Annotated in this window: 16 protein-coding genes; 13 read left to right on the forward strand and 3 right to left on the reverse strand. The window is 44.9% G+C overall.

Features of this window, described 5'->3' with window-relative positions; translation table 11 throughout:
• Nucleotides 1-5: 5 nt before the first annotated feature.
• Both CLV59_RS04415 and CLV59_RS04420 read left to right on the forward strand, forming a co-directional pair.
• Nucleotides 6-1241 carry a peroxiredoxin family protein gene (locus CLV59_RS04415; protein WP_111590777.1) on the forward strand — a complete coding sequence of 412 codons (1236 nt, stop codon included), beginning with the start codon at nucleotides 6-8 and terminating at the stop codon, nucleotides 1239-1241.
• Nucleotides 1242-1692: 451 nt separating this feature from the next.
• The gene (locus tag CLV59_RS04420; protein WP_111590778.1) at nucleotides 1693-1995 is read left to right on the forward strand and encodes a YtxH domain-containing protein; all 303 of its coding nucleotides are present in this window, start codon (nucleotides 1693-1695) and stop codon (nucleotides 1993-1995) included.
• A gap of 86 nt (nucleotides 1996-2081) precedes the next feature.
• Here CLV59_RS04420 and CLV59_RS04425 read toward each other — a convergent pair whose 3' ends face one another.
• Complete coding sequence (locus CLV59_RS04425; RefSeq protein ID WP_111590779.1) at nucleotides 2082-2807, reverse strand: SRPBCC family protein; 726 nt, start codon at nucleotides 2805-2807, stop codon at nucleotides 2082-2084.
• A 179-nt stretch (nucleotides 2808-2986) separates the two neighbouring features.
• Between CLV59_RS04425 and CLV59_RS04430 the strand changes: the two genes are divergently transcribed.
• Both CLV59_RS04430 and CLV59_RS04435 read left to right on the forward strand, forming a co-directional pair.
• Nucleotides 2987-3832 (forward strand): 3-keto-disaccharide hydrolase, encoded by an 846-nt coding sequence (locus CLV59_RS04430; RefSeq protein WP_111590780.1) that lies wholly within the window; start codon nucleotides 2987-2989, stop codon nucleotides 3830-3832.
• Between the two features lie 262 nt (nucleotides 3833-4094).
• The gene (locus tag CLV59_RS04435; protein ID WP_111590781.1) at nucleotides 4095-4709 is read left to right on the forward strand and encodes a hypothetical protein; all 615 of its coding nucleotides are present in this window, start codon (nucleotides 4095-4097) and stop codon (nucleotides 4707-4709) included.
• A 128-nt stretch (nucleotides 4710-4837) separates the two neighbouring features.
• On the opposite strand, the gene CLV59_RS04440 is transcribed toward CLV59_RS04435, so the two are convergent.
• Nucleotides 4838-6583, reverse strand: a complete 1746-nt coding sequence (locus CLV59_RS04440; protein WP_111590782.1) for a DUF885 domain-containing protein — start codon at nucleotides 6581-6583, stop codon at nucleotides 4838-4840.
• Nucleotides 6584-6803: 220 nt separating this feature from the next.
• Between CLV59_RS04440 and CLV59_RS04445 the strand changes: the two genes are divergently transcribed.
• Both CLV59_RS04445 and CLV59_RS04450 read left to right on the forward strand, forming a co-directional pair.
• The gene (locus tag CLV59_RS04445; RefSeq protein ID WP_111590783.1) at nucleotides 6804-7514 is read left to right on the forward strand and encodes an RNA ligase family protein; all 711 of its coding nucleotides are present in this window, start codon (nucleotides 6804-6806) and stop codon (nucleotides 7512-7514) included.
• A complete protein-coding gene (locus CLV59_RS04450; protein ID WP_111590784.1) occupies nucleotides 7498-8607 on the forward strand; it encodes an AAA family ATPase in 1110 nt (369 codons plus the stop codon). Before CLV59_RS04445 ends, CLV59_RS04450 begins: the two co-directional genes overlap by 17 nt.
• 397 nt (nucleotides 8608-9004) lie before the next feature.
• On the opposite strand, the gene dcd is transcribed toward CLV59_RS04450, so the two are convergent.
• Nucleotides 9005-9541, reverse strand: coding sequence for a dCTP deaminase (dcd, locus tag CLV59_RS04455; RefSeq protein ID WP_111590785.1), 537 nt, complete (start codon nucleotides 9539-9541; stop codon nucleotides 9005-9007).
• Between the two features lie 123 nt (nucleotides 9542-9664).
• On the opposite strand from dcd, the gene CLV59_RS04460 reads away from it, so the two are divergent.
• The 7 genes from CLV59_RS04460 (at nucleotide 9665) to lpdA (ending at nucleotide 17676) form a co-directional block, all read left to right on the forward strand.
• Entirely contained in the window at nucleotides 9665-10288 is a 624-nt protein-coding gene (locus tag CLV59_RS04460; protein ID WP_111590786.1) for a 4'-phosphopantetheinyl transferase family protein, read from the forward strand.
• Between the two features lie 41 nt (nucleotides 10289-10329).
• Complete coding sequence (locus CLV59_RS04465; RefSeq protein ID WP_111590787.1) at nucleotides 10330-10833, forward strand: shikimate kinase; 504 nt, start codon at nucleotides 10330-10332, stop codon at nucleotides 10831-10833.
• On the forward strand, nucleotides 10826-11218 hold the full coding sequence (locus CLV59_RS04470) for a DUF423 domain-containing protein (protein WP_111590788.1): 393 nt from the start codon (nucleotides 10826-10828) through the stop codon (nucleotides 11216-11218). The genes CLV59_RS04465 and CLV59_RS04470 overlap by 8 nt, the downstream gene beginning before the upstream one ends.
• Before the next feature lie 66 nt (nucleotides 11219-11284).
• Nucleotides 11285-12703, forward strand: a complete 1419-nt coding sequence (locus CLV59_RS04475) for an alpha/beta hydrolase family protein (RefSeq protein WP_170137643.1) — start codon at nucleotides 11285-11287, stop codon at nucleotides 12701-12703.
• A 20-nt stretch (nucleotides 12704-12723) separates the two neighbouring features.
• Complete coding sequence (locus tag CLV59_RS04480; RefSeq protein ID WP_111590790.1) at nucleotides 12724-15402, forward strand: FtsK/SpoIIIE family DNA translocase; 2679 nt, start codon at nucleotides 12724-12726, stop codon at nucleotides 15400-15402.
• A gap of 133 nt (nucleotides 15403-15535) precedes the next feature.
• A complete protein-coding gene (locus CLV59_RS04485) occupies nucleotides 15536-16201 on the forward strand; it encodes a LolA family protein (RefSeq protein ID WP_111590791.1) in 666 nt (221 codons plus the stop codon).
• 68 nt (nucleotides 16202-16269) lie between these two features.
• The gene (gene lpdA, locus CLV59_RS04490; protein ID WP_111590792.1) at nucleotides 16270-17676 is read left to right on the forward strand and encodes a dihydrolipoyl dehydrogenase; all 1407 of its coding nucleotides are present in this window, start codon (nucleotides 16270-16272) and stop codon (nucleotides 17674-17676) included.
• The last annotated feature ends 30 nt before the right edge of the window (nucleotides 17677-17706 follow it).

A 17706-nucleotide genomic window follows, 5' to 3' on the forward strand; every position in this document is an offset into this window, starting at 1 on the left:
ATGCTATGAAGAAATTATGGAGCTGCCTGGTGGCAGGAATATCCCTGGCCGCATGTAATACCGGCGCAAAAAAAGACCTGCAACCAGGAACCTGGCAGGCCAAGCTGCATCGTAAAGACGGTGCCGCCATTGTTTTTAATTTTGAAGTGAAAGACACCGCCGGTCATAAAGTACTTTTTGTACTGAATGCGACAGACCGACTGCTGGTAGACGATGTGAAGGTAGAAGGAGATTCCGTCTTCATTAAAATGCCTTTCTTTGATTCTGATTTCAAAGCGCAACTACAGGCCAATGGGGAGATGACCGGTACCTGGACCCGCCACCTGGCCGATAAGGATGTAAGCATACCATTCTCTGCTACTCCTAATACCACCGAACGCTTTCCTGTAAATAATCCTGCTAAAGGATCTGTAAACGGCCGTTGGGCTACCTGGTTCAAAGGAAAAGACAACGATTCCTCTTATGCCATTGGAGAGTTCAAACAGCAAGGTAATACCGTTCATGGCACTTTCCTGACCACCACCGGCGATTATCGCTTCCTGGATGGCGTACTGGATGGAGATAGCCTGAAACTCTCTACTTTCGACGGTTCTCATGCCTATCTGTTCACCGCCAAAGTAAGCGGCGATGCTATTGTAGGCGGTACTTTCTACGCCGGTATCGGCGATGGAAAAGAAAGCTGGTCTGCCATAAAAAACGACACTGCCAAACTCCAGGATGAAGCCACCATCGCTACACTGAAGCCTGGCGCAGGTCCGCTGACCTTCTCCTTCCCCGATATGGAAGGCAAAAAGGTAAGCTTACAGGATGAGCGCTTCCAAGGAAAGGCGGTTGTTATTACCCTGATGGGCTCCTGGTGCCCTAATTGCATGGATGAAACGAATTACCTGAGCGACTGGTACAAAAAGAACAAGGACCGTGGCGTAGAAGTACTGGGCCTCGCCTATGAACGTACTACCGACTTCGATAAATCTAAGAAATCGCTCTCCGGCTTCCTGAAACGTTTTGATGTGCAGTATCCGGTACTGATTACCGGCGTTACTCCCGGCGATCCGGAAAAGGGCGCTAAAACCCTACCGCAGCTGACAGGCATCAAAGGATTCCCGACTACCATCTTCATCGACAAGAAAGGTAATGTAAAAGAAGTGCACACCGGCTTCAACGGACCTGGTACCGGCGAACATTATGAAGAATTCAAATATAATTTTAACAGATTAATAGACCAGCTCTTAGCAGAGTAGGGGAGCGTCTTGCGGGGCAGAAAAGGACTTTTTAAATAAATTTATTATTTTCGTTTCTTTCAAAAAGTTTTGAAAAACAAAAAATCCTGATTATTTTACTGCTCCGTTTGACTTTATAAATTCCATTATCTACTCGCTTATCTTATCCACATAGCCGGAACGAATGTCAACGCTGATATTGTTCCGGCTGTATTATTTAATATAAAATTACTGGTTATAACCCATTACAACCGTGAATCAGCGAATGCTGATCCTCATTTTGGGAGTATAACGGCAACGTATATACGATATCTGGGTTTAACAAAATTTTTATGTTGATTGAATCACACTAATTCAGCCTATGTAGTCTATTGGGCCATTCTTGGCCTGATATTTGAAAATTTGACCCTACGCAGTGCAGTTAAACTAAGTGCTGTAATCATTTGTTAAACCATAATAAAAACCAGTGATTATGTCTACTATTAAATTTTTAGCAGGCGCTTTGGCCGGTCTTACTGCCGGTCTTGTTATAGGTGTTCTCACAGCCCCGGACAGTGGAGAAGGTACCCGCAATAAAATCAAATACAGGGCTGGGAAATGGCGTCGGAAAATCAACAAAATGGTTGGAAAAGGAAATGGAGAACTGGATGAACTCCGCGACGTATTTGAAACACAGGTAACCGGACTGAAGGATGATGTTCGTGAAAAAGTTTTAAAACTCATCAATGAAAGTCAGAATACCTACCACAACTTTAAGAAAGAAGCATTGTCATAACGCATTACGAACAGTGATGAACAAGCAAAAAAGAAACAGGCTGCAACTATACGCTGCAGCCTGTTTTATTTTAAACAAGGAAGACTTCACTGTGCCGTTTCTCCGGTTTCCATAAAATGCTTGAACCGCCGGATGTCATTTACCACCATTCGCTCAAATGCAGGATTCAGTAACCACGCTAACCCGCTGCCTATCTGCCCCGCAGGGGCTCTGTAGGTCAACATAACATCCACAGCTGTACCTCCACCCGGAATATCCGTAAACGTAACCCTGCCTGCAGTCGCAATACTGGAACCCGCTAAAGATCGCCATCCCAAGAACTGACCAGGAATCTCTTTCACGATTTCAGCATCCCATTCCAGCGTACCAATGCCCCCAGGGCCCTTCACCACCCAGTGGGAATGTAATGGATCTCTTTCTTCTACCGACTGCAAATGCTTCATAAAGACGGCCAGATTACTGAGTTGCCGCCAGAAATAAAATACTTCTTCACGTGGATTATCAATCAGAATAGCAGTTCTGATATTCACTGCCCGCGTATGCCTGTCGGGCTGCCGTTTTCCCATAACGCCATTAAATAAACTATTGCCGGAAATGCCACGGTACAGGAGATAACCCGCTCCCAACAGTTTCAGCAGGCTATTAACCGGTTTCTTGTCAACGCTGCTGATGGCTGCACCTAATAACCAAGCACCTGTGAAGATGGATACAATGCGGCCTTCAGGACTCACATTGATGATGCTGGAACTATTATATAGCAGCCCTGCGGCAGGATGAACCTGCCCATTGATCTGTTTGTTTGCTATCATCATACAATTGCTGGTTTATCTTCCCTCCACCAAAATCTTGCAATAATTTAACATTTTGATAAGTATTGGTTTAGATATGTGATTTATTTCTTTTTATGTGGAACTAATGTCACGCTGCGAAAAATATTACACAATCCGGCAGCAATTATTTTTATATCTTCCGCAGCATAAACTATGAACAAATGAAAAGCATATTAACCACGTTATTATTATTCAGTACCCTTGTAACCCAGGCACAGAAAGAAATTGCGCCAAGTAAATGGGTGAAGATGTTCAACGGAAAGGATTTGAAAGACTGGGATATCAAAATCACAGGTTATGATCTCAACGATAATTTTGGAAATACCTTCCGCGTGAAAGACGGACTCCTCACCGTGAATTACGACCAGTATCAGCAGTTTGATGAAAAGTATGGTCACATTTTTTATAAGAAGAATTTCTCTGCATACCTGATTGTAGTGGAATATCGTTTCACGGGCGAGCAGGTGAAAGGGGGCCCAGGCTGGGCTTATCGTAACAGCGGCGTTATGTTGCACGGACAACCGGCTGCTACCATGGGAAAGAACCAGGATTTTCCTATTTCGCTGGAAGAGCAATTATTAGGCGGTAATGGGAAAGACGCGCGTACTAACGCTAACCTATGTACGCCAGGCACCAATGTAGTAATGAATACAAAACTCATCAAGGATCATTGTATTTCTTCTACCTCCAAAACTTATCATGGTGATCAGTGGGTACACGTAGAAGCATTGGTACTGCGCGATTCCGTCATCAAACATATTGCCGGCCAGGATACTGTATTAGTATATAATCAGCCGCAAATTGGTGGTGGCAACGTTTCTAACTTTGATCCTGCTGTAAAAACAGATGGTAAGCTGCTGACAGAAGGTTCTATTTCGCTGCAGTCTGAAAGTCACCCTGTAGCATTCAGAAAAGTGGAACTCTTTGACTTGTCGCCCTACGTAAATGATCCTAAGAAATTAGCCTATATCATAGAGCTGCTGCAAAAAAGAAAATTCAATAAGTAAAAGATATGGTTCCCGCTGCAAGGCGGGAACACTTTTTATAAGTGCATCTGCGCCCCAAAATAGCAAGTTAGCTCCACTAATATTCTCTTCTGTACCAGATAAGAAATATTCGCTGCCATTTATCATCTGCACCCCCATCCTCCTTCTTAAAGCCAGTATATTTATATTCTGTAACTATATGCAGTGATTAGACATACCCCGTAAGTACTGAGCATTTTTTCTTTAGATCCGCATTAAGTAAAACCAAAATAAAAGTATCCCCATGTTTAAGATCATTCACCTAATCTGTATGTTAGGCGCATTACTCATTTTAGCAGCATGCAGCAAAACCGGGCCTGTTGGCCCACAAGGGGCTCAGGGACCTGCAGGCCCGACTGGCGCCCAGGGAAATGCCAATGTAAGCAGTGGTAATTTTACATTGACCAATGCACAATATGTACTCGATTACTGGTCCTATCAACCCTCTCCTGGTGCAGGTACAGCCATCACCGCTAAAATGGCTACAGTAACGCTGGCAGACATCACAACAGATATCTTTAATAAAGGAACCGTGTTGTTATACATAAAACAACCATCCTCATTTGGTGCAAATCCAGCTGTATGGGCGCCTGTACCATGGCAGATCTCCAGCTTCGTGACGGGTTATCTCATTAATGTAAGCTACACTTATGATATAGGAAAACTAAGAGTATACTATATGTTCTTACCAACAGACCATGCACCTACAAGTCCGATTCCTAACATCTCTACAGTGACTGTACCCAGTTTCGATTTCAAATATGTTATCATCGGAGGCAATCCAAATGCCCGTGCAGCAGCGCCTATAGACTATAACAATTACGAAGCCGTTAAAAATTATTATCACCTTCCGGATTGATAAGACTATAACTATATTCAATACGGAACAAACAACTATCAATTTCTTCCGGAAACGACTAAAAAAGAGGGGAGTTCAGTTGAAACCGCATGTTTCAACTGAACTCCCCTCTTTTAAAAAATTAATAATTATTTCAGCATCAACTGACTAATATACTTCACCGGCGCACTACCATAACTCAAGAACTTCTCATTAAAAGCCTTCAGCTGATAGTCTTTCCCCATCTTCTTCTTATAAGCTTCCCGCAGGTCAATAATTTCCTTATACCCCGTGAAATAAGAAGTTAACTGTACACTCGTAACACTCACTCTGCGCCATTTACCTTCCGCCTCAGCCTGTTGCTGGAAAGCCTCTTTCGTCAGCAAGTGCAGCGCGTCTTCCTTACTCATGTTATTCACATGAACACTATAATCCAGAATAGTATTACAAACCGTACGAAGGTTCCATTTATACCACATCAACCACATTTCAGGTTCATTGTTGCCGTAGCCATTTTCCAGCATCATCTGCTCAGTGTAAACCGCCCATCCTTCAATCATAGCGCCATTGCCCATGAGAGATTTAATCAGACTAGGCGATTGATTTGAATACACTAACTGTGTATAGTGGCCAGGAATAGCTTCATGAATATCCAGGATCTGCATGATATAGTGATTGTATTCGCGCAGATAGCTTTCTGCTTTATCAGCAGGCCATCCTTGTAAGCTACCTACATTGTAGTAAGTATTGCCACCTTTATCATATGGGCCAGGAGCGCTGATGGAAGCACCAGCGACGCCTGCCATGTAAGCAGGTTCTTTACGTACAACCAATGGTTTAGTTGGGTCCAGGTATAACAGATCTTTTTCTTTGATGAATTTCACCAGTTCAGGAATCTGTTTTTCAATGGCCGCCTGGAATTCTTCCGGCTTCACATGACGCACGCTCAGCGTATCTATCATACGACCAATCAATTCCAGAGAATCTGTTGGCAGGGGAGTGGTACCAAAATATTTGGGCCATAATTCCCGGCTGATGCGGGTCATTTCTTTATGAACAAATTGTTTGCGGGCAACAGCAGAATCAAATATTTGCTGGGCTGAGAAAGCAGATTGTATCTGGTAGTTGAATTTCTGCTCATACAATGCTTTGCCAAGTCTGAAACTGCGTGGATTCGCAGGTTTCAGTGCGCCGAGCCAGGTAGCGTAATCGTGCATTGCTGCAGCTGCTGTTTTGGCGCGAGCAATCATTTCTTTTTTCTCTTCAGCGGGAATATTGGTTTTGTTGAGCGAGTCTACAAAATCCTTTTCCAATACAGGTGCGCCGCCATTGTTCTGATCAATAGCCAGTTGCTGTAACTCAGGAACTGGGTTGCTGATCTGTGCTTTGGCTGCTGCGTAGTAGGCCGGCACATTACGTAATCTTGCATAGAAGCTACGCAGCCTTGTTTCCAATGGCGCGTAGTTTTCATTTAATATGGTAGCGAAAGTATTGCTGACATTGAAACTGGAAGGGTCCCACTGATTGGATTTCAATTCATTGATACCCCAAACATTCGATTTAAGGTAGTTTTCAATTAATTGATAATCGATTTTATTAGCGTCTGTCAGTTTATCCAGACTATAAGCTTTCAACGAGTCCAGATGACGGGCACTGAAGGCGAGACTGGCGGCATTGGCAGCGCTGTCTGGCACAATGAGTACGCTGTCATATTTGTGGAAGCCTACTTCTGTAGCCCAGCCTGGGTTTTCTTTCCAGAGGTCATCAATGAAATGTTGGGAATAATTACCGAAGGCAATGTTGAGGGTACTGTCTGTACCGCTGCTGCTGCCGCCACCTTGATGGCAGGCCGAAAATGCTGCCACAGTGGCGGCACATAGTATTAGTTTTTTCATGTGGGTTTAGTTGGTTGTAAGAAAACGTAAGATACTATTTTGATAGGGGAATAGCGGTCAGATTTACAAGGATGGTATTTTTTTCTTAGCTTTGCATCGCAATTAACATAAAAACTGCAAAACTTTGAGCCATGTAATATCACAGGCATATTAATCAAGCCCTTAGCCGTTCCAGCTCCGGATCGGCCTGTGATTTTATTGTTGACTAAAACCCCGCAACATGGCAATTTCAAGAAAGTATGGCCGTACCTGGCATTACCCGTTTTCACCGGGAACTACCAGCGATGACCGTATTCAATATAACTACTGGGATCAGTTAAAAATGATTCCTCAACTGGTGCATACCGAAAAACTGGATGGCGAAAATAACTGCCTCTCCAGGTATGGGGTGTTCGCGCGCTCGCATGCAGCGCCTACTACGTCCCCTTGGACAGCCTCTATTCGCCGTTTCTGGGAATCTGTGAAGAATGATCTGGGAGATATGGAAATCTTCCTGGAGAACCTCTATGCGGTGCATTCTATCGAATACCGCAACCTGGATCAGCATTTTTATGTTTTCGGAATAAGGGAGCAAGACAGATGGCTGAGCTGGGAAGAAACCCGGTTTTATGCTGCCATGCTGGATTTGCCGGTAGTACCGGAACTAAAGATACTCACGCCGCCGGCTACACGAGAGCAATTCGAGAAAGATACCCTGGAACTGGTGACAGGCCCTGGCACTTTCGATCCGCATGATGCAGCCGACGGTTCTCCTGTTACAATGGAAGGTATCGTTACCAGAAACACCGCCGCATATCCGGTGAGTGAATTCGCAAATAATGTATTTAAATATGTCCGCAAAGGGCATGTAAAAACAGATGAACACTGGACCAGGCAATGGCGACGTGCGAAACTGAATCACGAAAATGGAAATTATGTGGACTATAGATAAAGATAAATCATGGCAACATCTGCACGACACCTGGTATTGGGTGAGCAGAATGGAAGGCGTTCCACAGGACCCGCATCATCATGCAGAAGGGAATGTAGCCATTCATACCCGCATGGTGCTGGCGGCCCTCGAGCAATTGTCTTCCTATCAGCAGCAGGAACCGCAGCAGCAGGAATTGCTGTGGGCGGCCGCGTTGTTGCATGATGTGGAGAAATACAGCACTACAGAAATATTGCCGGATGGTCATATCACCTCACCCGGCCATGCCCGCAGAGGGGAAATGACCACCCGTAATATCCTGTATGAAGAAATACCTACCCCTTTTTTCATCAGGGAACAGATCGTGAAACTAGTACGCTATCATGGGCTGCCATTATGGGTATTCGATAAGCCTGATCCCGTAAAAGCCTTGATCAGCGCAAGTTTTGATGTGGACACGCAACTTCTCTCCATCCTGGCACGCGCAGACGCGCTGGGACGTACTTGTACGGATACGGCAGATCTGCTTTACCGCATTGATTGCTTCGAAGCATTGGCAAAAGAACAGCGTTGCTGGGGTGTACCAAGGAAGTTTGCTACTGCGCAGGCGAAGATGAATTATATTATGAAGACGAATGTTGACCCAGACTATGTTCCTTATCCGGAGCATGGAAGTAAAGTCGTAATCATGAGCGGACTCCCAGGATCTGGCAAGGATACTTATGTGAAGCGGTATTGTAAGGATCTCCCGATGGTATCGCCGGATGAAATCCGCCGTAAACATGGCATTGCCCCTACAGATAAAAGTGGGAACGGAAAGGTCATCCAGGAGGCCAAAGAGCAGGCGAAGATTTTCCTGCGTCAGGGAAATGATTTTGTATGGAATGCTACCAATGTCACCCGCCAAATGCGGGAACAGTTGGTCAGTTTATGTATGACTTATCAGGCGGAGGTCAAAATCGTATACGTAGAAGTGCCAGCAGCGGTGTTGTTTGCCCAGAATAAACAAAGGGAATATGCGGTCCCGGAAAAGGCCCTGCATCAGCTGATACGCAAACTGGAAGTCCCTTCCTTAACGGAAGCGCATCAAGTGGAGTATATCGTGTCTCGCTAATGATAGCGCCTGCGGCGCTTTTTTCACGCAAAGCAGCAAAGGGGCAAAGCAGCAAAGAATTATGTTTTGTTGTTTTAATACATTAAAATATATGTATAAAGAAGGCTATCCAATGGATAGCCTTCTTTATAAAAAATATCAAACATTCGCTCTAGTTCCTTTGCTGCATTGCTGCTTATGCTGCTCTGCGTGAAACAAACACTCGCTCTAATTCCTTTGCTGCTTTGCCTCTTTGCTGCTCTGCGTGAAACAAACATTCGCTCTAGTTCCTTTGCTGCTTTGCCCCTTTGCTGCTCTGCGTGAAACAAACATTCGCTCTAGTTCCTTTGCTGCTTTGCCCCTTTGCTGCTTTGCGTGAAACAAACTCGCGCTAATCCGCGTGAAACAAACTCGCGCGTTAGAATTCGTTTTTCCACATCATACTTTCCACTGGTCTGATGGTGCGGCCGTTATATTTTGCGTTGCCTTTTTTGTTATAGAATGTTTCCACATCTCCTTCTACCACAAAGTAAATCAGCTGTCCGATAGGCATACCGGCGTATACGCGAACAGGTTGTGCACAGGAAATTTCCAGTGTCCAGGTATTGCAGAAGCCTACGTCTCCTTTACCAGCGGTGGCATGAATATCGATGCCCAAACGGCCTGTGCTGGACTTTCCTTCCAGGAAAGGCACATGGGCGTGGGTTTCCGTATATTCCAGTGTAACGCCCAGGTATAAGGTACCTGGTTGCAGCACATATCCTTCTTCCGGAATCTCAAAATGTTCAATCTCGTTATGCTGGCGTGCATCCAATATGCGATCCCGATAGGTGGCCAGATACTTGCCCAGGTGTACGTCATAGGAGTTGGTACCAAGATATTTCCTGTCGTATGGAGATATCACGATGGTGCCTTTTTCGATTTCCTCCAGTATGCGCTTGTCAGACAAAATCATGTGCTTAGGTAGTTTGCTTTAGCTGTTAGTAATTTGGATTGGTAGGAAAAAGCGGTTAAAGAAAAGCTAATATGTGCCGGAAATGCGCTTTTATTCACCCTTTTTCTATTAATTTGGCAAGATATGCCATTAATACGTACCATACAAATTGATCCGGACACCAGACTGGGGTTGTGGAAAATTAGTGAACAAGAAGATTATTTCCGGAGCAAAATAACGATTAGCAGAGATATTCATCACCCGCACAAGCGGCTGCAACACTATGCAGGACGTTTGCTACTGGTGACCCTTTTTCCGGATTTCCCGATGCATGAGGTCATCGTTGGAGATACCCGTAAACCGATGTTGCAGTGTGGAAGCTATCATTTTTCAATTTCCCATTGCGGCGATTATGCTGCGGCGATCGTTAGCCGTAAATCCGCTGTAGGCATAGATATTGAAGGCGTTCAGCCGAAAATCGGAAAGGTAGCGCATAAGTTCTTATCGCCTGTAGAACAGGCCTTCATCGATCCGGTAAATATGCTAAAGCATCAGACAGTCTGCTGGAGCGCCAAAGAGGCCATGTTCAAGTGGTATGGCCTTGGTAGCGTGGATTTCAGAGAAAATATGCAGTTGGAACCATTTCCTTTTATGCCGGCAGGATTTATTCAGGCCGATTTTGTGAAGCCGGATACAAATACGCGATTATATTTGCAATATATATTGGAAGATGACCTGTGCCTTGCCTGGACGCATCCTGTAGGATAAGACACTGACCTTCAAACTAATTTTTAATAGTTTCGTTATCTATGAAGATATTTTTACTCGGTTTTATGGGAGCCGGCAAATCCTATTGGGGTAAACAACTTGCAGAACACTGGCAGGTACCTTACTATGATCTGGATGAAGTGATCGTGGAGGCAGAAGAAATGGCTATCAGTGATATCTTCGCTACCAAGGGAGAAGATTACTTCCGGGAAAAGGAAAGTATGCTGCTCCGTGAACTCTCCAGGCAGGATAGCTTCCTGATCTCCTGCGGAGGAGGTACTCCCTGCTTCCAGGATAACATGGACTTCATGAACGAAAAAGGAACTACCGTTTGGATAAATCCGTCTGTTGCTGCCATGGTGGAACGCCTGACCCGGAAAAAGTCGAAGCGCCCACTGATTCAGGACCTGGAGGATGAAGACCTGAACGATTACGTAGAAATGAAACTGGCCGAAAGACGCCAGTTCTACGAACAGTCCAGGCACATCATCTCCTCGGATCATATTACCCTGGATACATTTACAAAAAATATAGATCATGCATAAGAGTTTTTTAGTTTGGGCAGCCGCTTTAGGGGCGCTGGCAGTAGTTTTGGGCGCATTTGGCGCACATAAGCTGAAAGAGCTGGTTCCTCCTGAAACGGTAAGTACTTTTCAGACAGGCGTTACCTATCAGTTTTATCATGTTTTTGCTTTACTGGCAACAGGAATCCTGTTTGCCTATGCTCCGGGTTCCCAGATGTTATGGGCCGGCAGATGCTTTATAATCGGCATCTTCCTCTTCTCCGGATCATTATATCTGCTCACAATGCTGAAGGCCACCGAAACAGTAGGCCTTTCCAAACTGGGCATCATCACTCCCATAGGCGGCGTCTTCTTTATCGTCGGCTGGGTACTGCTGCTGCTCTCCATATTAAAAATCAAAGCGTAAAAAATTTCGAAAATGCTTTGTGCAGCTAATTCGCACAAAGCATTTTTTTATTTAAGTATATTCACGATGCGGAAATATGTATGGGCGCTGATAACTTGCCTCTGTGGAGGACTTTCAGCTGTTGCGCAAACAGCCGGTAATGTATCCGGTAACTGGTACGGTATCCTGAAAACGAACCAGGAAAAACTTAGATTCACGATTAACCTCACCCAAAAGGCAAGTGCCCTTAGCGGTACCATCGCTTTCCCGGATAAATCCCAACAATCCAGAACTTTTGATAGCGCCAGTTTGAAAGATGGTATCCTCTTTCTGCAACTGAAAGCCTACGATCTCGTTTTTGTAGGAAAAGCACAGCCAGAAGCCAATAATATCAATGGCCGACTCATCTGGGGAAATATTAAAGAGAATGTAACGTTAACTCATAAAGAGATTAAAGCCGAGGAGCTGTATGAAAGACCTCAGGAACCCAAACCTCCTTTTCCTTATCACACAGAGGAGCTGACTTTCCTGAATGAACACGACAGCGTAAGATTGGCAGGAACTTTGACATTGCCTGCTGGCGCTATGGGCGATTGTCCGGTGATCGTTATGATTTCCGGCGCTGGCCAGCAAAACCGGGATAATGAAATTGCCCGTCATAAAATGTTTCTGGTGATGGCTGATTATTTCGCCAAACATGGTATCGCTACGCTTCGTTATGACGACAGAGGCATAGGAGGATCAGGGGGAGACGCGGATACTACAGATATCGAGGGGTACGCCCGTGATGCGGCTGCAGCAGTACGTTACCTCAAAGGAAGAAAAGAAGTAGACAAACATAATATCGGATTACTGGGCTTTGGAGAAGGTTCCATCGCTGCGCAGATAGTAGCAGCAGATAATCCTACTATCTCTTTTCTGATTTCCATGGGTGGAATGGGCGTTAGCGGCAGAGAATACATCGATCAGAAAATGATTGCTGTAGGTAGAGCATATGGTCAGTCTGATGCCGAGATCAAAGATCATCTCAAACAAACAAAACCTTACTGGGATGCATGGGCCGCCAATGTGCCATACGAACAGGCTAAAGCCAATGCAGCAAAAGTACTGGAACAGGCATACGAAACGTTACCAAAGGATTATAAACAAGGCGTAACGAAAGAACAATTTGCGCAAGCTGATAACATAAGTCCGGAAATGTTGTCTATATTACGTTATCAACCTGTCACCAACTTGAAACGCATCAAATGCGCATTCATGGCAATTAACGGAAACAACGATCTGACGGTCAATGCAGATAGTAATCTGAAAGCGCTGGAACAAGGTTTGTTAGAGAATGGAAATAACATGGTAACTGTCCGTAAATTCGCAGGACTAAATCATTTGTTTCAGCAATGCAAAACCTGCACAGAAGATGAGTATGTGGAGCTGGAGCAAACCATCGACCCATTGGTGCCTGAATTTATTACCCATTGGGTATTGCAGTTGATACCGTCAGGCAGGTAGTCCCAATTTATAGAGAAATTATGTCCAAGAATAAACTGAAAACCGAAAAACCAGAAAGTAAAAAAGCCAAAGCTGCACCAGCCCCGAACCCGGAAGTATTGAAGAAAGATAAGGAGCCTGAGGTGAAAGTGAAAGAGCTGGTCAAAGATGAGCGTACCCATAAAGTAATGGGTGTGTTCTTTCTATTACTCTCCCTGTACTGTTTCATTGCCTTCACTTCCTATATTTTTTCGTGGGAAGAAGATTTCGATAAAGTTAACCGATACTCGACAAAAGAATTATTCTTTGGAGATGTGAAAGTGGATAACCTCCTGGGAAGGCTGGGAGCTTATGTTTCACATGGTTTCTTCTACAAAGGATTTGGAGTAGCCTCTTATTTGTTTTGCTATTTCTTTTTCCTGTTAGGCGTCAATTTTATTGTGGGCCGCCGTGTATTCAGGGTTTGGCGCAACGTTAAATATATTCTCTTCGGCCTGCTGTTCATCAGCATGACGATGTCTTTCCTTTCTTTCGGCGCCGAATTCCCCTGGGGAGGAGCAGTTGGAAATGCCCTCAACAAATGGGGAACAGGCTTCGTTGGTAAAACAGGTACTGCACTGTTCCTGTTGGTAACAGGACTGGCATGGCTGATATGGAAGTTCAATTTCGATTTCAAATGGCCGGAAAGAAAACCGAAACCGCCTAAACCTGCACCTGTACCAATGGCTGCGGCTACAGCTACTGCTGCGCCAGTTGTACCTCCAGCCGCTGTACCAGAAAAAGTACAACAATCGCCGATTGCTGCCGCTAAAGGAAATGGGCTGAAAGAGGATGGAGGCGTAATGGTCATTCCGCCAGGAGACCCCGAAGAGGAAGAAGAACTACCCGCTATGCACCTGGTGGAAAAAGAAGACATCACCGTAATCCCGGCACACATACCGCATACCGTACCACTGGCAATGCCGGAACCGGAAATAATGGCGCCAGTCATTGAAGAGGAAGATGAAGAAGATTATACAGATGAAGAGCTGGAAGCCGCAGGGCCCATGCTCTATATAGATGATAAGCTGGAAAAACCACAGGAACTGGAAATCAACCAGGAACCTGTTGCCAGGAAAAAGAATAATGCACCGGAAGTTGCCTTCGAAATCAAGCCGACTTACAATGATGAGGAGGAAGAAGAAGTAACGCCTGTGCATACAGCCGTGTCCGTAGATCCTTTTGATCCGGCACTGGATCTCAGTAACTATAAATATCCGGGACTGGATTTACTAGCCAACCACAGTGCGGATAAAGTGATCGTACAGGACACCGGTGAGCTGGAGAAAAACAAAAACCAGATCATCGATACGCTGAAGAACTATGATATTTCTATTCAGAAAATTTCGGCTACAGTAGGGCCTACCGTGACGCTCTATGAGATTGTTCCGGCCGCAGGCGTACGTATCTCCCGTATCAAAAATCTGGAAGATGATATCGCCTTGAGCCTTTCTGCTTTGGGTATCCGTATCATCGCGCCTATTCCTGGAAAAGGAACCATTGGTATTGAAGTGCCGAATGTGAAGAAGTCCATCGTTTCTCTGAAAAACCTGCTTGCTTCAGAGAAGTTCCAGAACAGCACCATGGACCTGCCAATTGCAATAGGTAAAAAGATTGATAATGAGAACTTTATCGCGGATCTGGCAAAAATGCCACACTTGCTGATGGCAGGTGCTACGGGTCAGGGTAAGTCGGTGGGTATCAATACATTGCTGGTATCGCTGCTCTATAAAAAGCATCCATCCCAGCTGAAATTTGTACTGGTGGACCCGAAAAAAGTGGAATTATCCCTTTATAAGTTAATTGAGAAGCACTTCTTAGCCAAATTACCAGGTGAGGATGATGCTATTATTACTGATACAAAGAAGGTTATACATACGCTCAATGCGTTATGTATAGAAATGGATTTGCGGTACGACCTGTTGAAGGAAGCGGGTACCCGTAATATCAAAGAGTATAACAGCAAGTTTACACAACGTCGGTTGAATCCGCAGAAAGGTCATCGTTATCTGCCGTTTATTGTGCTAGTAGTGGATGAGTTTGCGGACCTGATCATGACGGCGGGTAAAGAGGTGGAAATGCCGATAGCGCGACTGGCACAGCTGGCCCGTGCGGTAGGTATTCACCTGATCATTGCAACGCAACGTCCGTCTGTAAACATTATCACGGGTACGATCAAAGCGAACTTCCCGGCACGTATCGCCTTTAAGGTATCTTCCAAAATCGACTCCCGTACCATCCTGGATATAGGTGGGGCGGAACAGCTGATTGGTCAGGGGGATATGCTGGTGTCATTCAACGGAGAGCTGGTGAGGCTGCAATGTGCCTTTGTGGATACGCCGGAAGTGGAGAGCGTGGCGGAATTCATCGGGAACCAGAAAGGGTATCCAGATGCCTTCCTGCTGCCGGAATATGTAGATGATAAAGATACCGAAGGAAGGGAATTCAGTCTGGCAGACAGAGACCCGTTATTTGAAGAGGCCGCTCAGGTGATTGTTCAAACCCAGCAGGGTTCTACCTCGCTACTGCAACGCAGGATGAAACTGGGGTACAACCGGGCAGGGCGACTCATGGATCAGCTGGAAGCGGCTGGTATTGTGGGCCCGAACATGGGTAGTAAAGCCAGAGAAGTACTGGTGAAATCAGATATGGAGCTACAAGAGATTCTGGATACTTTGTAAATAATTATTAAAGAAAACGTTAATATAGTCACGCTTTCATTGAAATATCCGAATTTTGAGCAGCAAAAATGACACTAATGACCTATCGGCATAGCATTTGACAAGATAGGTCAGCAAATAAAAAAGAACTACGATGAAGAAATTTGTATTAACAGGAATGTTGCTGAGCGGCATTATTTTCGGCGGTATGGTACAGGCGCAGAGCAAGGTTGCGAACGACCCTAAGGCCAAGACTATACTGGATGGAGTAAGCGCCAAATTTAAGACCCTGAAATCCGTAGTCGCCAATTTCGTCCTGAAAGTAGAAGGAGCCAATAACAGTGTAACCGACTCCAAGAAGGGTACGGTGTATATGAAAGGCCCTAAATATAAGGTGACCATGGATGGCCAGGAGATCATCAGCGATAATAAAACTTCCTGGACATATGCAAAGGATGTCAATGAGGTTACCATCAACAACGTAGACCAGAGCGGCGGAGCCATTACTCCAGCCAAGCTGTTCACCAATTTCTACGATAAAGACTTCCTCTATCGCCTGAATCCGGAAACCACTGAAAAGGGCAAAGTGCTTCAGAACATTGAAATGACGCCTACAGATAAATCTAAAAATATCTTTAAAGTGATCGTTTCTGTGGACAAAAAAGCCCAAAATATTGCCAAAATGAAGGTTTTTGAGAAAAATGGCAATCATTACACCTACGAAATCACGAATTTTACCCCTAATGCACCCGTTACCGACGCAACATTCATCTTTGATGCGAAGAAATATCCTGGTGTAGAAGTGGTAGACCTGAGGTAATTAATTCCAAATACCGGAATTCACAATTAATTTCTACCTTTGGCAAGTTTCAATAAAAAATAAACAATATGGCATACGACGTAATCGTAATTGGTAGTGGGCCCGGCGGATATGTGGCTGCTATCCGTGCTTCTCAGCTGGGATTTAAAACCGCTATCGTGGAAAGAGAAAACCTGGGTGGTATCTGTTTAAACTGGGGCTGTATTCCTACTAAAGCATTATTAAAATCTGCACAGGTATTTGAATATATGCAGCATTCCAAAGATTATGGTATCTCCGTTGCGGATGCACAGGTGGACTTCCCGGCAGTGATCAAACGTAGTCGTGGCGTTGCTGATAAAATGAGCAGGGGCGTTCAGTTCCTGATGAAGAAAAATAAGATTGATGTGTTGATGGGCAATGGTAAAGTAAAAGCCAAAGGCCAGGTAGAAGTTACCGACAAAGACGGTAAAGCTACTGCATACGACGCTAAACATATCATCCTGGCAACAGGTGCACGTGCACGTGAACTGCCTAACCTGAAAATCGATGGTAAAAAGGTAATCGGTTACCGCGAAGCGCTGGTACTGCCTGAAATGCCTAAATCCATGATCGTAGTAGGTTCCGGTGCAATCGGAGTGGAATTCGCTTATTTCTACGCTACTATGGGTACTAAAGTTACCATCGTAGAGTTCATGCCACGCATCGTTCCAGTGGAAGATGAAGATATCTCCAAAGAACTGGAAAAAATCTACAAAAAGAAAGGTATCGATATTATGACCAACGCCAGCGTTGAATCTGTAGAAAGTGCAGGCAACGGCGTGAAAGCGAAAGTTAAAACTGCTACCGGCGAGATCACCCTCGAAGCGGATGTAGTACTGAGCGCTGTTGGTATCGCTGCTAATATCGAAAACATCGGTCTGGAAACAGTAGGTGTTAAAACCGATAAAGGCCGTGTAACCGTTGATAAATACTATGCAACCAATGTTCCTGGCATCTATGCTATCGGTGACATGGTTCCTGGTCAGGCACTGGCTCACGTTGCTTCTAAAGAAGCCATCGTTTGCGTGGAAGCTATCGCTTACAACGAGAAGAAATACGCTCACAAACCTGCTACCATCGACTATATGAACATCCCTGGATGTACTTATTGCGCTCCTGAAGTAGCTTCTGTAGGTTATACCGAAAAAGCAGCTAAAGAAGCTGGTTACGAAGTGAAAGTGGGTAAATTCCCATTCTCTGCTTCCGGAAAAGCTACCGCTGCAGGCGCACCAGAAGGTTTCGTAAAAGTAATCTTCGACGCGAAATACGGCGAATGGCTGGGTACCCACATGATCGGTGCGAACGTTACCGAAATCATCGCGGAAACAGTAGTTGCACGCAAACTGGAAACTACTTACCAGGAAGTACTGGATTCAATCCACCCACACCCTACTATGAGCGAGTCTGTAAAAGACGCGATCGAAGTAGCTTACGGCGAAGCGATCCACCTGTAATGTTTACATACTTAATTAAGCATACACGAA

Source organism: Chitinophaga dinghuensis, assembly GCF_003259435.1.
Classification (GTDB): Bacteria; Bacteroidota; Bacteroidia; order Chitinophagales; family Chitinophagaceae; genus Chitinophaga; species Chitinophaga dinghuensis.

Bases quoted from the DNA above. Each gene is read 5' to 3' on its own strand.
- CLV59_RS04415 (WP_111590777.1), top strand. From the start codon at position 6: ATGAAGAAATTATGGAGCTGCCTGGTGGCAGGAATATCCCTGGCCGCA.
- CLV59_RS04440 (WP_111590782.1), bottom strand. From the start codon at position 6,583: ATGAAAAAACTAATACTATGTGCCGCCACTGTGGCAGCATTTTCGGCC.
- dcd (WP_111590785.1), bottom strand. From the start codon at position 9,541: ATGATTTTGTCTGACAAGCGCATACTGGAGGAAATCGAAAAAGGCACC.
- lpdA (WP_111590792.1), top strand. From the start codon at position 16,270: ATGGCATACGACGTAATCGTAATTGGTAGTGGGCCCGGCGGATATGTG.
- CLV59_RS04465 (WP_111590787.1), top strand. From the start codon at position 10,330: ATGAAGATATTTTTACTCGGTTTTATGGGAGCCGGCAAATCCTATTGG.
- CLV59_RS04425 (WP_111590779.1), bottom strand. From the start codon at position 2,807: ATGATGATAGCAAACAAACAGATCAATGGGCAGGTTCATCCTGCCGCA.
- CLV59_RS04450 (WP_111590784.1), top strand. From the start codon at position 7,498: ATGTGGACTATAGATAAAGATAAATCATGGCAACATCTGCACGACACC.
- CLV59_RS04460 (WP_111590786.1), top strand. From the start codon at position 9,665: ATGCCATTAATACGTACCATACAAATTGATCCGGACACCAGACTGGGG.
- CLV59_RS04480 (WP_111590790.1), top strand. From the start codon at position 12,724: ATGTCCAAGAATAAACTGAAAACCGAAAAACCAGAAAGTAAAAAAGCC.
- CLV59_RS04420 (WP_111590778.1), top strand. From the start codon at position 1,693: ATGTCTACTATTAAATTTTTAGCAGGCGCTTTGGCCGGTCTTACTGCC.
- CLV59_RS04430 (WP_111590780.1), top strand. From the start codon at position 2,987: ATGAAAAGCATATTAACCACGTTATTATTATTCAGTACCCTTGTAACC.
- CLV59_RS04445 (WP_111590783.1), top strand. From the start codon at position 6,804: ATGGCAATTTCAAGAAAGTATGGCCGTACCTGGCATTACCCGTTTTCA.
- CLV59_RS04470 (WP_111590788.1), top strand. From the start codon at position 10,826: ATGCATAAGAGTTTTTTAGTTTGGGCAGCCGCTTTAGGGGCGCTGGCA.
- CLV59_RS04485 (WP_111590791.1), top strand. From the start codon at position 15,536: ATGAAGAAATTTGTATTAACAGGAATGTTGCTGAGCGGCATTATTTTC.
- CLV59_RS04435 (WP_111590781.1), top strand. From the start codon at position 4,095: ATGTTTAAGATCATTCACCTAATCTGTATGTTAGGCGCATTACTCATT.
- CLV59_RS04475 (WP_170137643.1), top strand. From the start codon at position 11,285: ATGCGGAAATATGTATGGGCGCTGATAACTTGCCTCTGTGGAGGACTT.